Genomic DNA, 20,909 nt, shown 5'->3' on the forward strand with positions numbered 1-20,909 from the left:
ATCGTCCGATGACAGAATCCCGACTCTCCGCCGCCGTCCACGATCGTCTGGACGGACTTCTGGATCCGGTGGACGAGCGGCTCGCGGCGCAGTACCCGGGAAACCGTGACGAGATCCAACCCGTGCACACGATTTACGTCAGTGCCGCGGATGCAACCGTCGACACCCCTCGACTCTGGGGTGAGCAGGCGATCGCGCTTCTCGATTCCCATGCTCATGTGTTCGCCGATCTCGACACGGAGAATGCGCTCGCTGATGTGCGAGTTCAACTCGGCCGCAAGCCGGTCCAAGACTTTCGGATCGATTTCGAGGACGGGTACGGACGCCGCAGCGACGAAGAAGAAGACGATGCAGCGACGTCGGCCGGACAAACGCTTGCCGCGCTCAGCGCTGATCCTGCCGGGCCGAACTGGAGTGGCATCAGGTTCAAGGGGTTGCCGGCCGGTGAGCGTCGGCGCTCGATCAGGACGCTCGAGCTTGTGCTCGACGCGGCCGGCGGAGTGCCGGACGGATTTGTCTTCACCGTTCCCAAACTGCGCGCGGTGGAGCAGGTCACGGCGACGGTGTTGCTCTGCGAAGAGCTGGAGAAGGCGCACGGACTCGAGCTCGGTTCGCTTCGGTTCGAGTTGCAGATCGAGAGCCCGCAGGCGGTCATCGCGGCCGACGGAACGGTGGCAGTTGCTCAGGCCATCCATCGTGGTGCCGGTCGTCTGACCGGTTTGCATTACGGCACTTACGATTACAGTGCAGCTTGCGGAATTGCATCGCGTCATCAGTCGCTCGAACATCCGGTGGCAGACCACGCAAAGGCTGTCATGTTGGCTGCTGCCGCGCAGACCGGCGTCTGGGTGTGCGACGGGTCGACTCAGGTCGCGCCTATCGGGAGCGCCACGGCGATCCGCGACGCGATCACTCGGCACCATCGCCTCGTCACGCGGTCCCTGGAACGCGGTTACTACCAGGGGTGGGACATGCACCCTGGGCATCTGGTCACCCGCTGGCTCGCCACGTTCGGCTTCTATCGCAACGCGCTCGGCGCCGCTGCCCCGCGCATCCAGTCGTACTTGGGGCGCCAAGGTGGCGACGTGATGGACGAACCTGCAACCGCCCAGGCGCTCGCAGCGGTGGTACTGCGCGGGCTCGACGCGGGGGCTTATCCGGAATCCGAAGTTCTCCGACTCGCCCCGAGCGCCGACACCAACGCACTCCGTCACCTCGTAGGACGCACCACACCGATCACAGGAGAACACTGACCGATGAGCACCACCGAATTCACCTTGCTGCCCGATCTCGCACTGCGCACCCTCGGCGGAGCCGTCATCTGGGCGAACGACGAGGCGTTTGCCGAGCGTGAGGCCCTGATCCGCCCAGGCAAGGCCGGGTACCAGCCGGCGACGTTCGGTCACAAGGGGCAGGTGTACGACGGTTGGGAGACGCGTCGCCGCCGGGTGGCAGGCCATGACGAGGCGATCGTCCGACTCGGTGTTCCCGGAGTGGTGCGAGGCGTCGTGGTCGACACCGCGTGGTTCAAGGGCAATTACCCGCCCGAGATCTCGGTGGAAGCAATCTCGGTCGACGGGTATCCGGATCCCGCCGACCTGGCCGGATCCGGCGAGTGGACAACCATCGTCGAGCGCTCGACCGTGCGCGGTGACTCGGAGAACCCGTTCTCGGTGGCGTCGGAGCAGCGGTGGACGCACGTCAAGCTGACCATTTACCCGGACGGCGGCGTGGCAAGATTCCGTGTTCACGGCGAAGCGCGGCCGGACCCGCGTTTCCTCGATGCCGGGCCGTTGGACCTCGCAGCACTCGAAAACGGTGGCCGCGTGACCGATTGCTCCAACATGTTCTACAGCTCACCGCAGAACATCCTGTTTCCCGGACGTGCTGCTTCGATGGGTGACGGGTGGGAGACCGCCAGGCGCCGCGACAACGGAAACGACTGGGTGCAAGTACAACTCGCGGGTGAAGGCGTGCTGAGTTTCGTCGAGATCGACACCTCGTACTTCCTCGGAAACAGTCCAGGTGAGGGTGCTCTGACCGGGCGGACGTCGGAGGGGGAGTGGATCGAACTGTTGCCGCGCACGACGCTGCGTCCGGATACGCGCCATCGCTTTCCGATCGATTCCGAAGTCCAGGTCACCGATGTTCGTCTGGACATCTTCCCGGACGGTGGCCTGGCGCGGCTGAGAGTCTTCGGCGTACTCACCGACGCTGCTCGCGCTGTGATCTCCGGGCGCTGACGGTAAAGTTGTTGGCATGAGCGACTATCCGCGCGACGACTATCCCCGGGACATGGTGGGGTACGGCCCTCATCCGCCGCATCCGCACTGGCCCGGCGACGCGCGGATAGCGGTTCAGTTCGTGCTCAACTACGAAGAGGGAGCCGAGAACAACGTCCTGGACGGGGACGCGGCTTCGGAAACATTTCTGTCGGAAATGACTCCGGCAGAGGCATTTCCGAATCGACACATGAGCATGGAATCGCTGTACGAGTACGGCTCACGGGCCGGGTTGTGGCGTGTACTGCGAACCTTCGAGCGGCGAAACCTGCCTCTCACGGTCTTTGCGGTGGCGCGGGCGATGCAGCGTAACCCCGAAGCAGTCAGTGCTTTTCAGGAGTTGGGCCACGAGATCGCGTGCCACGGATTACGTTGGAAGTCTTACCAATCCGTGGACATCGAGCGCGAACGCGCTGACATGGCCGAGGCAGTGCAGATTCTGCGAGATCTGACGGGTTCGGCGCCTCTCGGTTGGTACACCGGACGCGATTCACCGAACACCCGCGAATTGGTCGTCGAGCACGGCGGCTTCGTCTACGACTCCGATTCGTACGCCGACGATCTGCCGTACTGGGTCGACGTTCCGCGTGGCGCAGAATCGGTGAAGCACCTGGTCGTCCCGTACACCCTTGACACCAACGACATGCGTTTCGCCTCTCCCGCAGGATTTCCCAGCGGTGATCAGTTCTTTGCGCACCTACGCGATGCCTTCGACGTGCTGTATGCGGAGGGGACGGCCGGATCGCCCAAGATGCTCTCGATCGGGTTGCACTGCCGCATAGTCGGCCGCCCTGCCCGTGCGGCCGCTCTCGAGCGATTTCTGGACCACGTGCAGTCACACGAGAAGGTCTGGATCGCGCGGCGCATCGACATCGCCGAGCACTGGAAGACCGCGCACCCCGTTTAGATCACGGTCGGTCGACAAAAGACTTCATTCGAGCAGTCCGGGTACTGGTTCGACTGCCGCGTATTCCGCCATCGAATTCTAGGCCATTGACAACTGGCACGGTTGTGGATGACTCTTTGGAGATGGAGAAACACACAGCAGTCGAAGCGTCTTCAAGGTGAGCCGACCGGTGCCGACCAAGAAACCGACCAAGAACCGCGGATCGAAGGTGTCCCACAATGCCCGCGCAGTGGTGACCGGCGCCGGCAGCGGAATCGGCCGTGCCTTTTCATTGGAGTTGGCGCGCAGAGGCGGTGAGGTGATCTGCGCGGATATCTCGCTGGAACGGGCCAAGGAAACAGTGGCACTCATCGATGAGATTGGTGGTACCGCGCACGCCGTCAAATGCGATGTGTCAATTCGTGAGCAGGTTCAGGACCTGGCGTTGTTCGCGGAACTCGAACTTGCGGGTCCGCTTTCGTTGGTGATCAACAATGCCGGGGTGGGTATCGGTGGAAAACCGGTGGGCGAGATCGGTTTCGACGATTGGGAGTGGGCACTCGGGATCAATCTGTGGGGTGTCGTGCACGGCTGTGAGATATTTGCTCCACAACTGCGTGCGAGCGGCGCCGGGGGATTCATCAACGTGGCCTCGGCTGCTGGGTTTGCGGCTGCGCCGCTGATGGCGCCCTACAACGTCGGTAAAGCCGCCGTGATGTCGCTCTCGGAGACCTTGTCCGCTGAACTTGCCGGTACGGGAGTGCGGGTGACGGTGCTGTGTCCGACCTTCGTCAAGACAAATGTTGCTCTCGACGGCCGAATCACCGCGGAAGCAACACAATTGGCGCAAGCGTTGATGCGGCGAACCGGCTTTTCGCCGGAGCGCATCGCCGTCACCACTCTCGACGCCTACGACAAGGGTCGACTCTACGTGGTGCCGCAGTTCGATGCGAAGGTGATCTGGCGACTCAAACGGTATCTACCCGTTGCATACACGTGGGGCTGTGGAGTTCTCAATCGCTTTGCACCGAAACAGAAGTCGGGATCATCTGGAACTTCGGCGGCGCCGGAGACGAACTCGCCGAGCACGAAAGGAGCGTGACATGTCCTTCGATTTCGACGGCATGCTGCACAAGATCAAGGACCGCCAATGGGCTCTGGTGGACATCGACTGGGATGCTCCGGGCGCCGAGACGATCAGTCCAGAGCTTCATGCGAAGCTGAAACCGTTCATGTCGGACCTGATGTGGATCGAGAACGTCGGTGCCCGTGGCTTCGCTGCGATGGCTCTCAAGGCGCCGACTGAAACTCTCCGAGACATCTATCGGCATTTCCACGCCGAGGAACAGAAGCACGCCAACGCCGAACTCGCGCTGATGCGTCGGTGGGGAATGCTGGACGGCGACGAGATGCCCGAGCCCAACATCAACGTCAAGCTCGTCATCGACTGGCTGGACAAGCATTCCGACGGTTTGTCGCTCTCGATTCTCGGGACCGTCATACCGATGCTCGAGGTGGCGCTCGACGGAGCCCTGGTCAAGTTCATCATGGACGAGATCGAGGATCCGGTCTGTCAGGCTGTGTTCAAGAAGATCAATGCAGACGAGTCCAGGCATCTGGCGGTCGATTTTGCGGTGATCGAGATGCTCGGGCACTCGACGACGCGCAAGCTCGTTGTCGAAACCGTCGGCGCCTGGTTGAATCCGGCGTTGATCATCGGGACACTTCGCTACATCCCGCTGCTGAACAAGATGCGCGACAACATCGTCGACATGGGAGTGAACGAGGAACGGCTCTACACCGCGATGAAGCGATTCAGGAACGTAGGCGAACGGAGTCCGGCCGCGCTCCGCGTCCCGATGTATCGGGTGGTGAAGTGGCACGGCAACATGGTCATCAATCGCAACCATCCCTACCATCTGCTTGCCGATCGGATGGTCAAGGTCACTGGCCGACTTTCCGGCAGCAGGCTCAATTCCGAGCCGACCTGGGCCAAGGAACTTACGTACGAGCCACTCGCATGAGTACTGCCGAGCCACTGTCAGTGGCGATCATCGGTGGAGGTTTCGCAGGAATCGGAGCGGCGATTCGGTTGAAGCAGAACGGTATCGAGGACTTCGTCGTTCTCGAACGCGGCACGGAGGTCGGCGGGACGTGGCGCGACAACACGTATCCGGGAGCTGCGTGCGACATTCCGTCCCGTCTGTACTCGTACAGTTTCGCCCCGAACCCGGACTGGTCGCACACCTACTCGGCCAGCGCGGAGATCCTCGGCTACATCCGAACGATGGTGAAAGAGTTCGGCCTCGAGCCGAAGATTCGGTTTCGGTGCAACGTCACGGGCGTCGAGTGGGACGAGCAGACAGGTGTCTGGGCGATCGCGCTCGAGGGCCGTGAAGCGGTCATTGCCCGGACCGTCGTCATGGCGTCCGGTCCGCTGGCGAACGTCAGCTTTCCTGCTGTTCCGGGTTTGGAGAGCTACGAAGGACACAAGATTCACAGTGCTCGCTGGGACCATGACTACGACTTCACCGACAAGCGGGTCGCAGTGATCGGAACCGGGGCCAGTGGCGTCCAGATCGTCCCTGAACTCGTGAAAACTGCACGATCAGTGAAGGTTTTCCAACGAACACCGGGATGGGCATTGCCGCGAGCAAACCTACGCACCCGATCTCGCACGAAGGATCTGTACCGTCGTCATCCGGTCGTCCAGACTCTGGCGCGTCGGGCTTGGTACTGGGGACACGAATCGGTAGCTCTCGGGGTGGTGTGGGAATCCCCGTTGACGAGGGTGGTGGAAACAGTCGGGCGTCTTCATCTGCGCATGCAGGTGAAGGACCCGTGGTTGCGGCGACAACTCACTCCCGACTTTCGGGCAGGGTGCAAGCGGTTGCTGATGACCAGCGAGTATTACCCGGCTCTCCAGCAAGACAATTGCACACTCGTGACCTGGCCGATCGCGAGATTGGCGCCACATGGCATTCGCACGGTCGAAGGGATCGAGCATCAATTCGACTGCATCGTCTTCGCCACCGGCTTCGACGTTTGCAAGACCGGAACACCGGTCCCGATCATCGGCCGGGACGGACGTGTGCTCGCTCAGGAGTGGAAATCCGGGGCGCGTGCGTACAAGAGCATTGCGGTATCCGGTTATCCCAACCTGTATTTCACCTTCGGACCCAACTTGGGTCCGGGGCACAGCTCCGCCCTTGTGTACATGGAAGCGCAACTCGACTATCTCGCCCAAGCGATCAAGATCGTTCTCGAGCGCGACCTCAAGGCACTCGATGTTCGTCAAGATGTCGAAGATGCGTACAACGTCGAGTTGCAGCGTCGGCTGTCGAAGACCACGTGGAACTCGGGATGTTCGAGTTGGTATCTCACCGACGAAGGATTCAATGCCACTATGTTTCCCGGTTTCGCGACCCAGTACGTGAACCAATTGAAATCGGTGGATCTTCGGGACTACACGAGCACGGTGCGCGAGAAAGACACCGCGCAGACCTGATCCCGGGTTCTGATCGGCCTGGTGTTGCCACTAAGTTGGAATCGTGACGACCGACGCGGCAGAGGAGACGAGGCGGTGACCGAGTACCGCATCGACGATCTAGCGCGCGCTGCGGGCACCACCTCGCGGAATGTACGGGCATATCAGGAACGTGGATTGCTTCCTCCGCCGGAGAAGCGTGGGCGGGTAGGCATCTACGGCGACGCGCACCTCGAACGCCTCAAGCTGATCGACACGCTTCTTCAACGAGGTTTCACCACTGCGCATATCGACGACTTCATCACCGGGTGGGAAAGCGGGAAAGACCTGACAGAGGTGCTGGGTCTGCAGCACGCGGTCACCGAACCATGGTCCCGCAGCGACACCGTGAGTATCGAGATGGCCGTCGTACGCGAGTTTCTCGGGGGAGATGCAGATGGTCAACTGCATCGTCTCGTAGATCTCGGACTGGTACAGATCGAAGGAGAGAACTGCGTTTTCACCGATCCTGCTTTGCTCAGCGGATTTTCGAGTCTCCTCGACTACGGTTTCACTCTCGATCAACTGGTCGATGTGCACGAAAAGCTTCACAACGCTGTGGACGGGATCGCCAAAGACCTGATTCAGGCGGCAAAGGATCGCATCGTCGATCAGCACGGGGTCGGTTGGCTCCCGGAGGGCGACGAGGTTGCCGGAACAGCCGAGATGCTCCAGACGATGCGTGAACTCGGTGTGGCGTCGGTACATTCGGCACTGGCCCGGGCACTCGACGCGAACCTTCAGCGTGAACTCGGCGACTATCTTGCCGCTGCGATCGGCTCGCGGAGCGACGCCGACGAGTCCGACTAGCAGCATCGATCACGTTCGGGATGTGCGGCCCGTCGCGGTGCGCTCAGCTCTTGCGTGCCTCGATCAGGAATCGACTCGAGTGCGCGACAAAAGATCCGTCGCGACGGATCTGCTGATCGAGTTCGCGGAGCCGGTCCCGATACTGCGCGACGGTGAATCCCGGAACCATCCAGATCACCTTGCGTAAGAAGTAGACAACGGCGCCGATGTCGAAGAATTCCATGCGCAGACGCTCGAAACGAAGGTCGACGACGGTGAGCCCGGCCGCAATCGCGTCGGCAGTTTCGTCCTCGTGGTGCCGTCCGCGACGAGCCTGCGGCTGAGGACCGAGAAAGTACTCGACCAGTTCGAACACGCTGGCGTGACCCACATGTTGAGCGAAGTACGTTCCTCCCGGTTCGAGTACCCGCGCGATTTCGGTCCACCACACCGTCGCTGGGTGTCGGCTGGTCACCAGGTCGAAAGCCGAATCGGCGAACGGTAGCGGCGGCTCGTCCTGATCCGCGACCACCACCACACCTCGGGGACGCAGAAGGGCGGTGGCCTTGGCGATGTTCGGTGGCCAGGATTCGGTTGCTGCCATCACCGGCGGGAGTGACGGTGCAGCGGCGAGGACTTCGCCGCCGCCGGTCTGGATGTCCAATGCGGCGCCGGCGCGGCCGAGACGTTCACCCATCAGCCTCTGGTACCCCCACGACGGACGCTGCTCCGTGGCGCGTCCGTCGAGCCACGAGAAATCCCACCCGTCGACGGAGGCGGATTCCGCTTCGGCGACAAGTTCGTCGAAACCTCGTGACATGCTCTGTGACTCGCCTTCAGGCGTTCCTTCCGACATCACATCATCATCGTCGCGGAGGGTCGATGGTGCCAGTTGTTTACGGCTACTTCGGGGTGGCGCCGAGCATCGGTGCGAGTTGAGTGGCAATCGGGTTCAGGTTGAGCTTGTCCGGGTCCACCTTGGGCTTGCCGTCCCACGGTTGCGAGGTGTTCGGGTCGGCGAACGCGATGCGGTTGGCGCTACGAACTCCCGTTTCGCTGCCCTGAGGTGCCTGGCAGTTGGCGGCAGTGTTCAACGGGAAGTTCTGCGTCGTGTCGTCGAAGTTCGGGTCCTTGCGCTTCATCTCGTCGAGGATTGCCATGGTCCCTTCGTAACCGACGGTGCACGAGAGCGGGTTGTTGGTCTCGAGTACCAAGCCCAGATGTACTGTGCCGTCTCCCGGTGCAACGGTGGGCGCCGCCCCGGCGAGCGCAGGCAGGAAGAGCAGGAATGGCTGCAGCGAGGGCAGTGTCGGTGCGGCTGCCGCTGCAACGGCGGAGAGGTTGGAGAGGTTGGTCGTGAGCGCGGGGCCGGCTTCGGTGACGAGAGAGCCGACTTGTTCGCTGGCCGGTATGCCGTTGTCGATCACGCGTCGGATGTCGGGGTCGCTGGTGCGCAATTGCGCCGTCAGTGCGTCGAGGTCGGTGCTGAACTGCTTGATCGCCGACGATTGATCGGACTGGGTCGTGAGCACCGTCTGGCTGTCGCGGATCAGTCCGAGGGTCTGGGGAAGGGTGTCGAGGCCCGACTGGGAGATCCCCGACAGCGAGTCGGCAAGTACCTGCAGATCTTCGCCCTTGCCGTTGAATGCCGCGCCGAGTTCTTTCGCGACGGTGTGGAGTGCGTCGACCGGAACGGAGTGCACCAGACCGTTGGCGCTGGTCAAGACATTCTCGATCGGGATCGGCGTGGTTGTGTCGCCCACGGCGATCACCGAGCCGTCTTCGAGGAACGGGCCCTGGTCGGTATCGGGCTGAAGGTCGACGTACTGCTCGCCGATGGCTGAGCGATTGGCCACCACGGCCCGCGCGGATGCGGGAATCTGCGGAGCACTGCTGTCGATCAACAGGTCGACTTCGATTCCGTCGGACGTGAGCGACATGTCACCGACGCGTCCGACGGGTACACCGCGATAGGTCACTTCGGCGTTGGTGAAGATGCCACCGGACGTCGCCAGTTCGGTTTTGACCGTGTATTGGCCGAATCCCAGAAGATTGTCCAGCCGTACGTATTTCGCTCCGACATAGATCAAGCCCAGGAGTGCAACCACGACGAGGGCGACCAGCTGCCATTTGGCGAGCTTCGACATCACCATGAGGTGACGACCCTGAACTGATGCGGTGTGTTCATGGTTCGACTCCCGAATGACAAGCCGGGTACGGCTGGTGTTGAGCGAATTGTGTTCACCCACGGACGTTCTGAGGTGAACCGGAAACTTCCGGCAATTCGTTGTTGGCGATAACTATAAACAAGTCGTCACAGATAGAAAGTCGACGCTGAGATTTCCGCAGGTCGTCGAAACGTAAGTGTCGCAGCTCACTTCGAATGCTTCGATGTGATGCAGACGGCTTTCGGTCCGAATCGGGCTTGACTTCGCCAAACATATCCATAAAAGTAGATGCGTTCCGGTTGTCGTGCAGAGGGGTGTGGTCCATGGATGCTTTGGCGATCTTCAAGGCGCTGTCCAACCCGACTCGCCTGCAGATCATGGAGTGGCTCGCGCACCCGGCGAAGTATTTCGACGAGGACTCGTATACGCAGCAGGATCTCGGGTTTCACATCGGAGTCTGTGTCGGTGACATCCAGGGGCGATCGGGACTTGCCCAGTCGGTGATCTCGGGGTATCTGCAGGGCATGAAAGACGTGGGTCTGCTCGAGTCCGAGCGCATCGGGAAGTGGACGTATTACCGACGAAACGAATCCGTGATCGGCGAGTTCAGGGAATTCGTTCGCGAAAAGCTGTAGCGGCCGAATTGCCCTCGTCGGTCGGGTTGTTCAACCAAATATATCTACATATATAGATATGTAACTGTCTTGTGTGGCGAAGTAGTGAGGAGTGTGTCGTGAAGTCGAAATTGTTGATACCGGTTCTGGCGTTGGGTGTATTCGGAATCATCACTACGGAGATGGGCATTATCGGGGTTCTGCCTCAGATCAGCGAAAAGTTCGGTATCACCGCGTCGACTGCCGGATGGTTGGTCGGTGTGTTTGCACTCGTCGTGGCGGTGACCGGTCCGTTCACAACGCTGATCACCTCGGGAATCAACAGGAGAACCGTTCTGTTGGTAGCGATTGCAGTCTTTGCGGTCTCCAATGTGGTGTATGCGACCACATCGAGTTTCGAGGTGATGTTTGCATTTCGGATCATCCCCGCCGTGGTTCATCCGGTCTTCTTCGCTGTCGCGCTTGCAAGTGCGGTTCGTCTGGTATCGCCGGAACAGGCGACCGCCGCGGTGACCAAGGTATTTGCAGGCGTCACAGTCGGATTCGCGTTCGGCGTGCCCTTGACGTCCTATTTGGCCGAGAACTTTTCGGTGTCGACAGCATTCGTGTTCGGCGCCGTGGTCAACGTTCTCGCGTTTCTCGGGATTGTCGTACTTCTGCCCTCGGCTCCTGTGACACAACGCCTGTCGTACGGTGCACAGGTCGGGATACTTCGCCGGCCGCGCGTGTGGTTGACCATTCTTTCCGTCACCTTCGTCTTCGCAGCCATGTTCTCGGTGTACGGATACTTTGCCGAATACCTCGGCGAAGTGACCGGCATGAGCGGATCGTGGATCAGCGCGATGCTATTGGCTTTCGGTGTCGTGATGATCTTCGGCAACTTCGTCTTCGGGGCTCTGCTCGCCAAGGGGGTGGTGCGCACGGTTGTGGCTTTTCCCTTGCTGTACATCGTCGTCTACGTGATGCTCTATCTGGCGGGCCCGTACTTCGGCGCGATGGTTGTAGCCGTGTTGGTTTGGGGTGTAGTGCATTCCGGTGGACTGGTGGTTTCGCAGAGCTGGATGGGGCGAGATGCAGTCGACGCGCCTGAATTCGGCAACAGCCTTTTCATCTCGTTCTCCAACCTGGGGATCACGCTCGGCACTGCGGTCGGTGGACTGTTTCTCGCGCATTTCGAAACCCGCCAATTAGTCTGGGCTGGAGTATTGTTCGCGATCCTGGCGCTGCTGGTGACAGGTGTTCGACTCTCGCTCAGGCACGCTCACAGCGAGAACGGTGTCAGTGTACCGGTGTAGTTCTTGGGAAGTGGGCGTGCGAACTCGCCGCGCGAACTGGTCGACAGTCCGAGGGTGACCAACGACTGAACCATCGTGACCCCAGCGGCAACGCCGTCGACTACCGGGACACCCAGTTCGTCGGACAAGTCCTGGCACAGGTCCGCCATGCCGGCGCAACCCAGCACGAGGACGTCCGAGTCGTCTTGCTCCAATGCGTCGAAACAGGCTTCCAAGATCACCTTTCGCGCGTCGGGATCACGATCGAGTTCCAGAACCGGAATCTCGCAGGAGTGGATACCCCGGCACCGAGCCTGCATGCCGTACCGGTCCACCAGATCGGCTGCGCGGCCGCGGGTTCGACCGAGAGTGGTCACGATGCTGAATCCGCGACCCAGGAAACTTGCGTAGTTCATGGCCGCTTCGGCAACAGCTACGACGGGGCCCTTGGCCAACTCTCGGGCTGCATCAAGACCTGGGTCACCGAAGCAAGCGATGACGTAGCCGTCGACTTCGTTCTTTTCTCCGGCGGCGATCTCGGTCAGGATTCCGGGGACGCTGAGAGCTTCGTCGTAGTGGCTTTCGATCGACGCGGGACCCATGGCAGGGCTGACAGCCTCGACGAATGTGCCCGAGCCTGCGACGGTCCGGGCACATTCCTCGATCTTGGCGGTCATCGCCCACGTGGTGTTGGGGTTGATCACCTTGATTCTCATGACGATCAGTCGACCGTCACAGTGTCGGGAGAGGAAGCATTCCGGACAGCTGAGGAAGAGCGCGCGGCGAGTAGGTAATAGACGGTGAATCCGAGCCCACAACCGATGAACCAGCTGTACTGCGCTGCGGTGTACATCCCGGTGAGGTCCTTGCCCAGGACCGGGACCATCGCGACGACGGCTCCCACCACGGTGGCGGTCACTGCAGCAGGGTTGTATCCCTTGCTGTACCAGTAGGTTCCGGTCGGCGACATGCTGAACAGTTCGTCGACGATCACCTTCTGCTTGCGCACGAGGTAGTAGTCGGCAATCAGAATTCCGAACAGCGGACCGATGAAGGCTCCGAGGGTTTCGAGTGTGTAGTGAATGACGTCCGGATTGTTGTACAAGTTCCACGGCGTGATGAGGATCGAGCCGATCGCTGCGATCATTCCGCCGGCGCGCCAGCTGATCTTCTGAGGACTCACGTTAGAGAAGTCGAAGGCCGGGGAAATGAAGTTGGCCACGATGTTGATGCCGATCGTGGCGATGGTGAAGGTGAGTGCGCCGAGAACGATGGCGAAGGTGCTGTCGATTCGTGCAACGGTCGCAACGGGATCGGTGATCAGTTCGCCGTACACCGGCAGCGTCAACGATGCAGTGACGACGACCAACACCGAGAATACGAGGAAGTTCAACGGCAAACCGAGGAAGTTGCCCTTCTTGACGGCAGCGAACGACTTTCCGTAGCGGGAGAAGTCGCCGAAGTTGAGCATCGGTCCGGAGAAGTACGAGACAACCAGAGCGATCGCACCGAGCATGACCGGCACGGCGTCGAAACCCGAGTACTTGACGTCGCCGAGCGTGAGATCGATGGCGCTCCAGCCTGCCTTGTAGATCAGGTAGCCGCACAGCATGAACATCACGACATACACAGCCGGCCCGCAGAAGTCGATGAAGCGGCGGATCGATTCCATGCCTCGCCAGAAGACACAGGCCTGAAGTACCCACAGGAGCATGAAACTTCCCCAGCCCAGTGCGGAGAGTCCGGCGAATCCGTAGTCTTCGACGACGGCATAGGGCGCGAGTGACGGAAAGAGTTTGATCAGTACGACATCGAGGGCTGCTGAAGCGAGGAAGGTTTGAATTCCATACCAAGCCACGGCAATCAGGCCACGAATGATTGCCGGGATGTTCGCGCCGAGGACGCCGAACACGCTGCGGCAGATCACCGGATACGGCACGCCGGTAACTTGGCTGGGCTTGGCGACGAGATTGCAGAAGAAGTAGACGATCGTGATACCGACCAGCAGGGCGACGAGTACTTGCCAACTGGCCAATCCCAGTGCGAAAAGACTACCGGCAGTGACATATCCGCCGACGCTGTGTACGTCGGACATCCAGAAGGCGAAGATGTTGTACGACGACCAGGTCTGCTTGCGAAGCGGCGCCAAGTCCTCGTTGGTCAAACGAGGGTCGTAGCCCGGCTTGATCAGGCCGCTTCCGACAGGGTGACCCGCGGCTTCGACAAGGTCACCCGATCCGGTTTCCTTTGGGGGAGTGGGGGTAGTGGTCGTTCGGGACGGAAGAATGTCGGTCATGACAGCTCCTGTGCATCAGTGCAGGAAATCAGCGGACGGTGCCACGAGCTCTCAGCGTCAGTGATGAAAACTGTGTTGAGAGAAAGGTATCGATGCTGTGTTGCACGACTATTGCGTGATCGGTATATCTTTTTCGGCCAATAGACCGGTGTCTGTCGGTAGAGTCGCGATCACGGTATCGAGTCGGCGATGATGGATTTCGGAAGCGCTCAGAAGTGCGGATGCGTCCCGACGCAGGAATGCGTCCAGCATCGCGGTGTGATCCGAGTGCAGAACCCGGCGATCGACGCCGGCAACATGGACCATCGGCTGTACTGGTTCGGTGATGTTCCAGGCAGCTTCGAACATGTGCAGCAGTCGAAGCATCTGAGACGGTCGGGTCAGTGCGAGATGAAAGTTTCGGCTCTCGCAGTGATAGGACTGAGAGTCGTCGTAGCGCAACGCGATCTCCAAACGGGAGTTCACCTCGACGGCGTGTTCGTGATCCTCTTCGGTTGCCTGCTCGACGGCGACGGCCAATGCAGCTGATTCGAGAGTTTCGCGGACGATGTACATCTCTCGCAGTTCTGCCGGCGTCAGCTGAGCAACGGTGTAGCCGAATTGATGTCGATGGTCGACCAAGGACTCTCCGACCAGTGTTTTCAGTGATTCCCGCACAGGTATTCGACTGACACCGAACACATCAGCCACGTCGCCGAGAGGAATCGGGGTACCCGGAGGCGCCGAACCCGACAGAATCACTCGCCGCAGTTCGTCGAGGATCGTTTGTTGTGGACTTCCGGGAGCATCGATTACCAGTTGCGTCAGCAGTACCGATCTACGGCGCGGCGGCATGTCGCTCTCCCTTCGTCTGTCTGCCAGAGTAGGAATACGTTGTTTCGTCTGCGTGACACCGGTGTGGCCGTCGTGCATCTCGCACTCGGGGGAGAACAAGTGGGCTCCGATCACATGCTCGCGTGAGTGCTGCTCGGGAGGCCGATCGTGGGGGTAGCGTTGTTGTGTAGTGGTATGGCAGAAAGCGAGTCGGTCGATGGCATCCGCTGTGCGCTCAGAAGCCGACCAGCGAGTTGTCGGCAACCTGCCCTTGGAGCTGACGAGTTTCGTCGGTCGTCGGCGTGAGTTGGCCGACGCCAGGAGATTGTTCGAGACGTCCCGTTTGTTGACACTCACCGGGATCGGTGGCGTGGGCAAGACACGGCTCGCGATCCGACTTGCGGGCGCGTTGCAAAGGGTGTTTCGAGACGGTGCCTGGTTGGTGGAACTGGGGGAGCAGACAGATTCGGATCTCCTCGAAGATCATGTCGCCGTGACCCTTGGTGTCCGGTCGGTCTCGTCGGCGGACCCGCTGCAGGCATTGATCGACTACTGCGCCGATCGGAGTCTGCTGTTGGTGCTCGACAACTGTGAACATCTGGTCGATGCCGTCGCTGTGTTCGTAGGCGCGATCCTACGGCGATGTGCCGGCGTCAAGATCCTGGCGACGAGCCGCGAATCGCTGGGCCTGGGCGGTGAGGTGACGATGCGCGTTCCCTCACTCACCACGCCGCAGCAACAGCCGCCCGAATTCGAGGGAATTGCCCAGTACGAATCGGTGTCGTTGTTCACCGAGCGTGCGGCTTCCGTCGTACCTGGTTTCACCCTCACCGAGGAGAACAAGCGCGCCGTTGCGCATATCTGTCACGACTTGGATGGACTCCCACTTCCGATCGAACTGGCGGCAGCTCGCCTGCGTGGTATGTCTGCTGAGCAGATCATGAACAGGCTCTCGGATCGATACCGACTTCTTACAACGGGTGGACGCGACGTTCCGAGTCGTCAACAGACGCTGCGATTGTCGATCGATTGGAGTTACGACCTCTGCTCGCCAACCGAACAGCAGTTGTGGGGGCGGTTGTCGGTGTTCTCGGGTGGGTTCGATCTCGATGCCGCTGAGGGCGTGTGTGGGCAGGACATGAATTCGACCGAAGTGCTCGATCTCGTCACCGCGTTGGTCGAGAAGTCCATCCTGATTCGTGAGGAAACCGACGGGGATGTTCGGTACCACCTACTCGACCTACTCCGGGAGTACGGACATGAAAAGTTGGAGTCCGCCGGTGAGTATTCCGCTCTGCGTCGAAGCCATCGTGATTGGTTCGAGGCACTGGTCGTTCATGCGGAAGCCGAGTGGATCAGTGGCCGGCAAGCTGCCTGGATCGCAAGGCTCGGTCGTGAACAGCGCAACGTCAACGATGCGTTGGAGTACTCGATTTCCACTGCCGGAGAGGCGCGATCTGCAACGCGAATGGTCGGTGCGTTGTACAGATTCTGGCTTGCAGGTGGATTACTTGTGCAGGCGCGTTACTGGACGGATCGAGCCTTGAATGCAGAGGATCGAGAGCTGGATCCGTTCCGAGTGGATGTCTTGGCCATCGACGCCGTGAATCACGCGATGCAGGGGGAACTCGAACGGGCAGAAGAGTTGGTCGACGAGAGTTGGCGCCTGGCAAACGACTTGGCGGATGTGCGCTCGCGCGGCTTGGCGACGTGGGGAGACGGATACGTCGATACCTTCAGAGGTAACTTCGATACCGCTACAGCCAAGCTGGAATCCGCGTTGACGCTGTTTCGACTCGACAAGAATCTGCTGCATGTTGTGATCGGCCTGGACACCTTGGGAGTCGCGTACTTCCTGTCCGGCGCTCTTGATCGCTCTGTGGAGTGCAACGAAGAGATTCTCGCGATCACCGTGCCCGCCGACGAGATGATGTTCCAGGCATTTGCGCTGGGAACTCTCGGGCTCGTGAGCTGGCTCCGAGGTGAATTGGATGCCGCAAGTGACTATTTGACTCGAAGTCTGAGAATTCTCGATGCCCCGATGAACTCGGCGTGGTGTATCGAGCCGTTGGCGTGGATTGCTGCAGCGCAACGTGATTGGAAGCATGCAGCGGTTCTGCTCGGCGCGGCAGCCATGTATTGGCAGAAGGTCGGGGGACGGCTGGCGGGCCTGCCGGGTTTGTCAGCTCATCACGACACTGCTGCAGAGACTGCTCGCAAAGCCATGGGTGACGATGCTTTCGACAAGTCGTTTCGCAGCGGGTTTGCGATGTCCGAGGGTGAAGCTGTCGCATATGCGCTCGACAAGCGCTCCAGTGTCACGACTGCGTCGTCGGCTGAAGGGCCTCACCTCACTCCTCGTGAGCAGCAAGTTGCGGAACTGGTTGCCCAAGGGTTGACCAATCGCGCGATTGCGGAGCACTTGGTAATCTCGCTGCGCACCGCTCAGGGACACGTGGAACACGTACTGACAAAACTGGGATTCAGTTCCAGAGCGCAGATCGCAGCGTGGTACGTCTCGACCGCGCAGGAGCGTGACTCGCGTGAGGTCAATGGCTCAGCAGGCCGGAGTTGACGTCCGATAGCAGTTCACCACGGTCGTCGCCGCACAAGCAGAACACCGGGTAGCGCTTACCTTCTTCACGCCCCTGAAACGACACTCGTAGCGGTCCAGGCGCATCCGCGCGAGGGGATTCGGTGAGGAAAGTGTACAGCCACGGCCCCTCGTCCAATTCCACGATGGCGAGAACGGTCGAGGGGTCGCCGTGAACCGTTCGCCAGGACACGACAGTGCCGTCTCCGCAACACCGCGTCACGTCCAACCGCGCCCCACGGCACCTGGCGCAGACCGCGCTCGCGGGCGAGAGGATGACATCACATTCCGCGCAATGGGGGAGTGTCAATCGTTCGGCTCGCGACGAGCGATTCGAATATCGCCGCGATACACGCTGTTTCATCGAGCTTGCGGGATTCATGTCAGTAACGTCGGGCGAGGTAGTACGGCATCGAGTCCACGGGTGCGCGTTCGACCGACTCCCCGGACGTCGGGGCGTGAACGATCTCACCGCCTCCGGTGTAGATCCCCACATGCTCCCCGCCGTAGTACAGGACCACGTCACCCGGCTGTAGATCGTCCCGGGAAACTGGAGTGCCGCCAACCGCCTGGTCGTAGCTGGTTCGCGGAATCGAAACGCCCGCTTGTGCATAGGCCCATTGAACGAGACCGGAGCAGTCGAACGAGTCCGGCCCGGTCGCGCCCCAGACGTACGGAGCGCCGATCTTGGACTCTGCGGCTGCCAATACGCGGCCTGTATCCGAGGAAGCGAAAGCTGACACCTTCGCCGGATTCGTGTCGACGGAAACTGCGGCGATGTTCCAGTCCCGAAGCACGGGGGCCTGAGCGTTCGCGGTGTCGATACTCACGGCAAGGGTTGTCAGGGAAAGAACGCCGACGACAAGCGCTCTTCCGAGTGCATGCTTCCTCGTGCGGGGGTCGGTGAATCGGTGGTGCGACATTTCTCGTGTTGCCTTTGCGTCGATGCGTCCCGAAGCAGGTGTCCAGCTGGGTGTGATCGGGCTTCGGCTTGCGACACTCAGCCTGGTTGCGCCTCGACGTGTTCGCATCGGTCAGTTGGACGGGGTGCATACCTGTTTCGAGCGGCATTGTGGGTGCAAGGCCTGTTGATCGATCGCGAGAACTTCGACGGACTTTCGTGATCCGAATCAAGGAGGGCACGGCGGCCGGCCTCACCCCGGCTCCGGTCAGGCGATTCGCAGCGGGAGCGCCGAACGCTCAACAGTGGCACGGTCGGATGGACCACGATCCTGCGCACAAATGGCTGCGCGAACAAGTACGTGAGGCAAGCGTCTGGCTGGATTCGGCGGACGTTCTGTACTCTCGCAGTCATGCAACAGCGGAGCACAGGAACGGTGACACGGTCACTGTTGCTGCTTCTGCTGCCGTTCATCGCTCTTCTCGCAGTGCCTCCGCTTGGTTCCTCGGGTAGCGCCGCGGTGCTGGGAACTGCGATTGCCGTCTTCGTGGTCGCTGCGCTCGCAACTTCCTCGAAGTACGAACTTCTGCAACTGTGCGCGGTTTCGACCACTGGCCCGTCTGATGACGAACGCTGCCTGCGTGGTGCTTTCCGCAGGCAGAGCAGCCCGGACGCGCCCGGTCGTCCGCAACCTCGAGCTCCGGGAATCGGTCTGTAGATCGGCAGTCGGCGGGTGTGAACTCGTCGTAGGTCGGTCAGACGTCTTGCGTCCACGACCATTCCCGCGCTCTCGTCTCTCTGAGCGTGCCTTTCGGTGAGGTTCATTCGTCATGCTCGATTTTGTCTACTACCCCGTGTCCGGAATCCTCTGGTTCTGGCACAAGGTCTTCTCACTGGTCTCCGGATCACCCGACAACGGCGTCGTGTGGGCGTTGTCGGTCGTATTTCTCGTCTTCACGCTCAAAGCCCTGCTGTTCAAACCCTTCGTCAAGCAGGTCCGCACTCAACTGGTGATGCAGAAGCTGCAACCTCAGATCAAGGCGTTGCAGAAGAAGTATTCGGGTGACCGGCAGAAACTCACTGTAGAGATGGCCAAGCTGCAGAAAGAACATAATTACAGTCCGTTGCTCGGCTGTCTGCCGATGCTGGTTCAGGCACCGGTGTTCATTGGTCTCTATCACGTCCTGCGATCGTTCAATCGGACCGGAGCGGCATCGCACGTCCCGTTTCTGAGCCCGACCGAACCGATGTCGGTGGCGGACAACGCGAACACGGCCAACTACTTCTTCAGTGCCTCGGACGTGCAGTCTTTTCTCGACGCCAAACTGTTCGGCGCACCGTTGTCCGCCATGATTTCGAGCCCGGCAGCACAACTGGAAGCATTCGGCGACGTAAGCCGTATCTCCATCATTCTGGTAGCGGTACCGCTGATGATATTTGCCGCCGTCGCTACACATTTCACATCGCGGGCATCCATCGCGCGCCAAGTGGACACCGGAACCGTCAACCCTCAAACAGCGATCATGAACAAGCTCGCATTGTGGGTGTTTCCGGTGGGGGTGATCGCTTTCGGTGCATTCGCGCCCGTGGCGATCCTGCTGTATTTCGTGAGTAACAACTGCTGGACGCTGGGACAACAGCATTTTGTGTACGGACGCATCGCTGCGGAGCAGAAGGAAGCCGAATCGTCGCCGACTCCCGGAATGACCGCGCCCCCGTCGCCCAGAGTGGCTGCACCGCCGCTGCCGGGCGCCAAGCCCATCCGCGCCAAGCGCAGGCGATGACGGAAGGCGACCCCTCCCTACCGGCGAGTAAGGCACGTACGCTGGAAAGCATGACCAAATGGACCGCAGAAGACGTAGTCGATCAGACCGGCCGCACATTTGTCGTCACGGGGGCGAACAGCGGACTGGGTGAGGTAGTCGCACGAGCGCTGGGCAAAGCCGGGGCCGACGTCGTCCTCGCCTGTCGTGACACCACGAAGGCCGACGCCGTAGCCGCCGAGATCGGGCCCAACGCGGTTGTCCGCAAATTGGACCTCTCGGATCTGTCGTCGGTACGAGCCTTTGCCGACGCAACGGAGAAGGTCGACGTCCTGGTGAACAACGCCGGCGTGATGGCGGTTCCGTTCCGCCGGACGGTCGACGGATTCGAAATGCAGATCGGCACAAATCATCTCGGACACTTCGCGTTGACCGGATTGCTGAAGGACAAGCTCACCGATCGTGTCGTGACGATGTCCAGTGCCCTGCATCAGCTCGGAACTGTCGATCTGGACGATCTCAATTTCGAGCGTCGGAAGTACAACCGCTGGTTGGCCTACGGGCAGTCGAAGCTTGCCAATCTGTTGTTCACGTACGAACTTCAACGCAGGCTCGCGGCGTCGGGATCTTCGCTCAAAGCGCTCGCTTCGCATCCGGGGTACGCGTCGACGAACCTGCAGGGGCACACCGAGTCGATCCAGGACAAGCTGATGGGAATCGGCAATTCGATCTTCGCGCAGTCCGCGGAGATGGGCGCCCTTCCCGAACTGTGGGCGGCAACCGCGCCGGATGCCTTCGGCGGCAGTTACATCGGACCGGACGGTCCGTTCGAGCAGCGAGGGTATCCGAAGGTCGTGGGGTCGAACAAGAAGTCACACGATACGAAGACAGCCTCGGGTTTGTGGACACTGTCGGAGACGTTGACCGGAGTCTCGTTCGGGATTTGATTCAGATATGAAGGTGGGGGGGGGGGGGGGGGGGGGGGGGGGGGGGGGGGGGGGGGG

Annotated in this window: 20 protein-coding genes; 13 read left to right on the forward strand and 7 right to left on the reverse strand. The window is 60.7% G+C overall.

Annotated elements, in window-relative coordinates:
- Window positions 1-8: 8 nt before the first annotated feature.
- The 7 genes from ACN50D_RS08670 to ACN50D_RS08700 all read left to right on the forward strand — a co-directional run bounded on the left by ACN50D_RS08670 (window position 9) and on the right by ACN50D_RS08700 (window position 7,504).
- Window positions 9-1,253: a DUF6986 family protein gene (locus ACN50D_RS08670; protein WP_209447917.1), complete on the forward strand. Its 1,245-nt coding sequence runs from the start codon at window positions 9-11 to the stop codon at window positions 1,251-1,253.
- A gap of 3 nt (window positions 1,254-1,256) precedes the next feature.
- Complete coding sequence (gene alc / locus ACN50D_RS08675; protein ID WP_064443813.1) at window positions 1,257-2,243, forward strand: allantoicase; 987 nt, start codon at window positions 1,257-1,259, stop codon at window positions 2,241-2,243.
- A 16-nt stretch (window positions 2,244-2,259) separates the two neighbouring features.
- Entirely contained in the window at window positions 2,260-3,189 is a 930-nt protein-coding gene (gene puuE / locus ACN50D_RS08680) for an allantoinase PuuE (protein ID WP_003940421.1), read from the forward strand.
- A 169-nt stretch (window positions 3,190-3,358) separates the two neighbouring features.
- Window positions 3,359-4,270 carry an SDR family NAD(P)-dependent oxidoreductase gene (locus tag ACN50D_RS08685; RefSeq protein ID WP_030535273.1) on the forward strand — a complete coding sequence of 304 codons (912 nt, stop codon included), beginning with the start codon at window positions 3,359-3,361 and terminating at the stop codon, window positions 4,268-4,270.
- A 1-nt stretch (window position 4,271) separates the two neighbouring features.
- A complete protein-coding gene (locus tag ACN50D_RS08690) occupies window positions 4,272-5,192 on the forward strand; it encodes a hypothetical protein (RefSeq protein ID WP_030535274.1) in 921 nt (306 codons plus the stop codon).
- Complete coding sequence (locus ACN50D_RS08695; RefSeq protein WP_211920817.1) at window positions 5,189-6,676, forward strand: flavin-containing monooxygenase; 1,488 nt, start codon at window positions 5,189-5,191, stop codon at window positions 6,674-6,676. The genes ACN50D_RS08690 and ACN50D_RS08695 overlap by 4 nt, the downstream gene beginning before the upstream one ends.
- Window positions 6,677-6,751: 75 nt before the next feature.
- Window positions 6,752-7,504: a MerR family transcriptional regulator gene (locus ACN50D_RS08700; RefSeq protein ID WP_007733922.1), complete on the forward strand. Its 753-nt coding sequence runs from the start codon at window positions 6,752-6,754 to the stop codon at window positions 7,502-7,504.
- Window positions 7,505-7,547: 43 nt separating this feature from the next.
- Here ACN50D_RS08700 and ACN50D_RS08705 read toward each other — a convergent pair whose 3' ends face one another.
- A complete protein-coding gene (locus tag ACN50D_RS08705; protein ID WP_007733927.1) occupies window positions 7,548-8,303 on the reverse strand; it encodes a class I SAM-dependent methyltransferase in 756 nt (251 codons plus the stop codon).
- An 82-nt stretch (window positions 8,304-8,385) separates the two neighbouring features.
- The gene (locus ACN50D_RS08710; RefSeq protein WP_202425829.1) at window positions 8,386-9,636 is read right to left on the reverse strand and encodes an MCE family protein; all 1,251 of its coding nucleotides are present in this window, start codon (window positions 9,634-9,636) and stop codon (window positions 8,386-8,388) included.
- A 338-nt stretch (window positions 9,637-9,974) separates the two neighbouring features.
- Between ACN50D_RS08710 and ACN50D_RS08715 the strand changes: the two genes are divergently transcribed.
- On the forward strand, window positions 9,975-10,286 hold the full coding sequence (locus tag ACN50D_RS08715) for an ArsR/SmtB family transcription factor (RefSeq protein WP_007733929.1): 312 nt from the start codon (window positions 9,975-9,977) through the stop codon (window positions 10,284-10,286).
- Window positions 10,287-10,384: 98 nt separating this feature from the next.
- On the forward strand, window positions 10,385-11,560 hold the full coding sequence (locus ACN50D_RS08720; RefSeq protein ID WP_003939751.1) for an MFS transporter: 1,176 nt from the start codon (window positions 10,385-10,387) through the stop codon (window positions 11,558-11,560).
- On the opposite strand, the gene ACN50D_RS08725 is transcribed toward ACN50D_RS08720, so the two are convergent.
- From ACN50D_RS08725 to ACN50D_RS08735, 3 genes are all read right to left on the reverse strand, one after another.
- A complete protein-coding gene (locus tag ACN50D_RS08725) occupies window positions 11,527-12,255 on the reverse strand; it encodes an aspartate/glutamate racemase family protein (protein ID WP_007733934.1) in 729 nt (242 codons plus the stop codon). The two genes, ACN50D_RS08720 and ACN50D_RS08725, sit on opposite strands and share 34 nt — an antisense overlap.
- Window positions 12,256-12,260: 5 nt before the next feature.
- Window positions 12,261-13,835 (reverse strand): NCS1 family nucleobase:cation symporter-1, encoded by a 1,575-nt coding sequence (locus tag ACN50D_RS08730; RefSeq protein ID WP_050654766.1) that lies wholly within the window; start codon window positions 13,833-13,835, stop codon window positions 12,261-12,263.
- A gap of 108 nt (window positions 13,836-13,943) precedes the next feature.
- Window positions 13,944-14,669: a GntR family transcriptional regulator gene (locus tag ACN50D_RS08735; RefSeq protein ID WP_042451513.1), complete on the reverse strand. Its 726-nt coding sequence runs from the start codon at window positions 14,667-14,669 to the stop codon at window positions 13,944-13,946.
- Between the two features lie 196 nt (window positions 14,670-14,865).
- On the opposite strand from ACN50D_RS08735, the gene ACN50D_RS08740 reads away from it, so the two are divergent.
- Window positions 14,866-17,223 (forward strand): ATP-binding protein, encoded by a 2,358-nt coding sequence (locus ACN50D_RS08740; protein ID WP_058226164.1) that lies wholly within the window; start codon window positions 14,866-14,868, stop codon window positions 17,221-17,223.
- Here ACN50D_RS08740 and ACN50D_RS08745 read toward each other — a convergent pair.
- Together ACN50D_RS08745 and ACN50D_RS08750 are read right to left on the reverse strand one after the other, a co-directional pair.
- Window positions 17,198-17,434: a hypothetical protein gene (locus ACN50D_RS08745; RefSeq protein ID WP_007733940.1), complete on the reverse strand. Its 237-nt coding sequence runs from the start codon at window positions 17,432-17,434 to the stop codon at window positions 17,198-17,200. The genes ACN50D_RS08740 and ACN50D_RS08745 overlap by 26 nt on opposite strands.
- 190 nt (window positions 17,435-17,624) lie before the next feature.
- On the reverse strand, window positions 17,625-18,164 hold the full coding sequence (locus ACN50D_RS08750; RefSeq protein ID WP_030535282.1) for a C40 family peptidase: 540 nt from the start codon (window positions 18,162-18,164) through the stop codon (window positions 17,625-17,627).
- A 390-nt stretch (window positions 18,165-18,554) separates the two neighbouring features.
- On the opposite strand from ACN50D_RS08750, the gene ACN50D_RS08755 reads away from it, so the two are divergent.
- From ACN50D_RS08755 to ACN50D_RS08765, 3 genes are all read left to right on the forward strand, one after another.
- Window positions 18,555-18,860, forward strand: a complete 306-nt coding sequence (locus tag ACN50D_RS08755; RefSeq protein WP_065455270.1) for a DUF6412 domain-containing protein — start codon at window positions 18,555-18,557, stop codon at window positions 18,858-18,860.
- Between the two features lie 112 nt (window positions 18,861-18,972).
- Window positions 18,973-19,926, forward strand: coding sequence for a membrane protein insertase YidC (yidC, locus tag ACN50D_RS08760; RefSeq protein ID WP_003939695.1), 954 nt, complete (start codon window positions 18,973-18,975; stop codon window positions 19,924-19,926).
- Window positions 19,927-19,976: 50 nt separating this feature from the next.
- Window positions 19,977-20,852: an oxidoreductase gene (locus tag ACN50D_RS08765; RefSeq protein WP_161120110.1), complete on the forward strand. Its 876-nt coding sequence runs from the start codon at window positions 19,977-19,979 to the stop codon at window positions 20,850-20,852.
- The last annotated feature ends 57 nt before the right edge of the window (window positions 20,853-20,909 follow it).

It is taken from the genome of Rhodococcus sp. SB1D, from assembly GCF_048573875.1.
GTDB classification, from domain to species: domain Bacteria; phylum Actinomycetota; class Actinomycetes; order Mycobacteriales; family Mycobacteriaceae; genus Rhodococcus_F; species Rhodococcus_F qingshengii.

Coding starts and splice junctions, on each gene's coding strand:
- ACN50D_RS08710 (WP_202425829.1), bottom strand. CDS start 9,636: ATGGTGATGTCGAAGCTCGCCAAATGGCAGCTGGTCGCCCTCGTCGTG.
- ACN50D_RS08715 (WP_007733929.1), top strand. CDS start 9,975: ATGGATGCTTTGGCGATCTTCAAGGCGCTGTCCAACCCGACTCGCCTG.
- ACN50D_RS08695 (WP_211920817.1), top strand. CDS start 5,189: ATGAGTACTGCCGAGCCACTGTCAGTGGCGATCATCGGTGGAGGTTTC.
- ACN50D_RS08765 (WP_161120110.1), top strand. CDS start 19,977: ATGACCAAATGGACCGCAGAAGACGTAGTCGATCAGACCGGCCGCACA.
- ACN50D_RS08730 (WP_050654766.1), bottom strand. CDS start 13,835: ATGACCGACATTCTTCCGTCCCGAACGACCACTACCCCCACTCCCCCA.
- ACN50D_RS08705 (WP_007733927.1), bottom strand. CDS start 8,303: ATGTCACGAGGTTTCGACGAACTTGTCGCCGAAGCGGAATCCGCCTCC.
- ACN50D_RS08755 (WP_065455270.1), top strand. CDS start 18,555: ATGCAACAGCGGAGCACAGGAACGGTGACACGGTCACTGTTGCTGCTT.
- ACN50D_RS08725 (WP_007733934.1), bottom strand. CDS start 12,255: ATGAGAATCAAGGTGATCAACCCCAACACCACGTGGGCGATGACCGCC.
- puuE (WP_003940421.1), top strand. CDS start 2,260: ATGAGCGACTATCCGCGCGACGACTATCCCCGGGACATGGTGGGGTAC.
- ACN50D_RS08740 (WP_058226164.1), top strand. CDS start 14,866: ATGGCATCCGCTGTGCGCTCAGAAGCCGACCAGCGAGTTGTCGGCAAC.
- ACN50D_RS08735 (WP_042451513.1), bottom strand. CDS start 14,669: ATGCCGCCGCGCCGTAGATCGGTACTGCTGACGCAACTGGTAATCGAT.
- alc (WP_064443813.1), top strand. CDS start 1,257: ATGAGCACCACCGAATTCACCTTGCTGCCCGATCTCGCACTGCGCACC.
- yidC (WP_003939695.1), top strand. CDS start 18,973: ATGCTCGATTTTGTCTACTACCCCGTGTCCGGAATCCTCTGGTTCTGG.
- ACN50D_RS08750 (WP_030535282.1), bottom strand. CDS start 18,164: ATGTCGCACCACCGATTCACCGACCCCCGCACGAGGAAGCATGCACTC.
- ACN50D_RS08690 (WP_030535274.1), top strand. CDS start 4,272: ATGTCCTTCGATTTCGACGGCATGCTGCACAAGATCAAGGACCGCCAA.
- ACN50D_RS08670 (WP_209447917.1), top strand. CDS start 9: ATGACAGAATCCCGACTCTCCGCCGCCGTCCACGATCGTCTGGACGGA.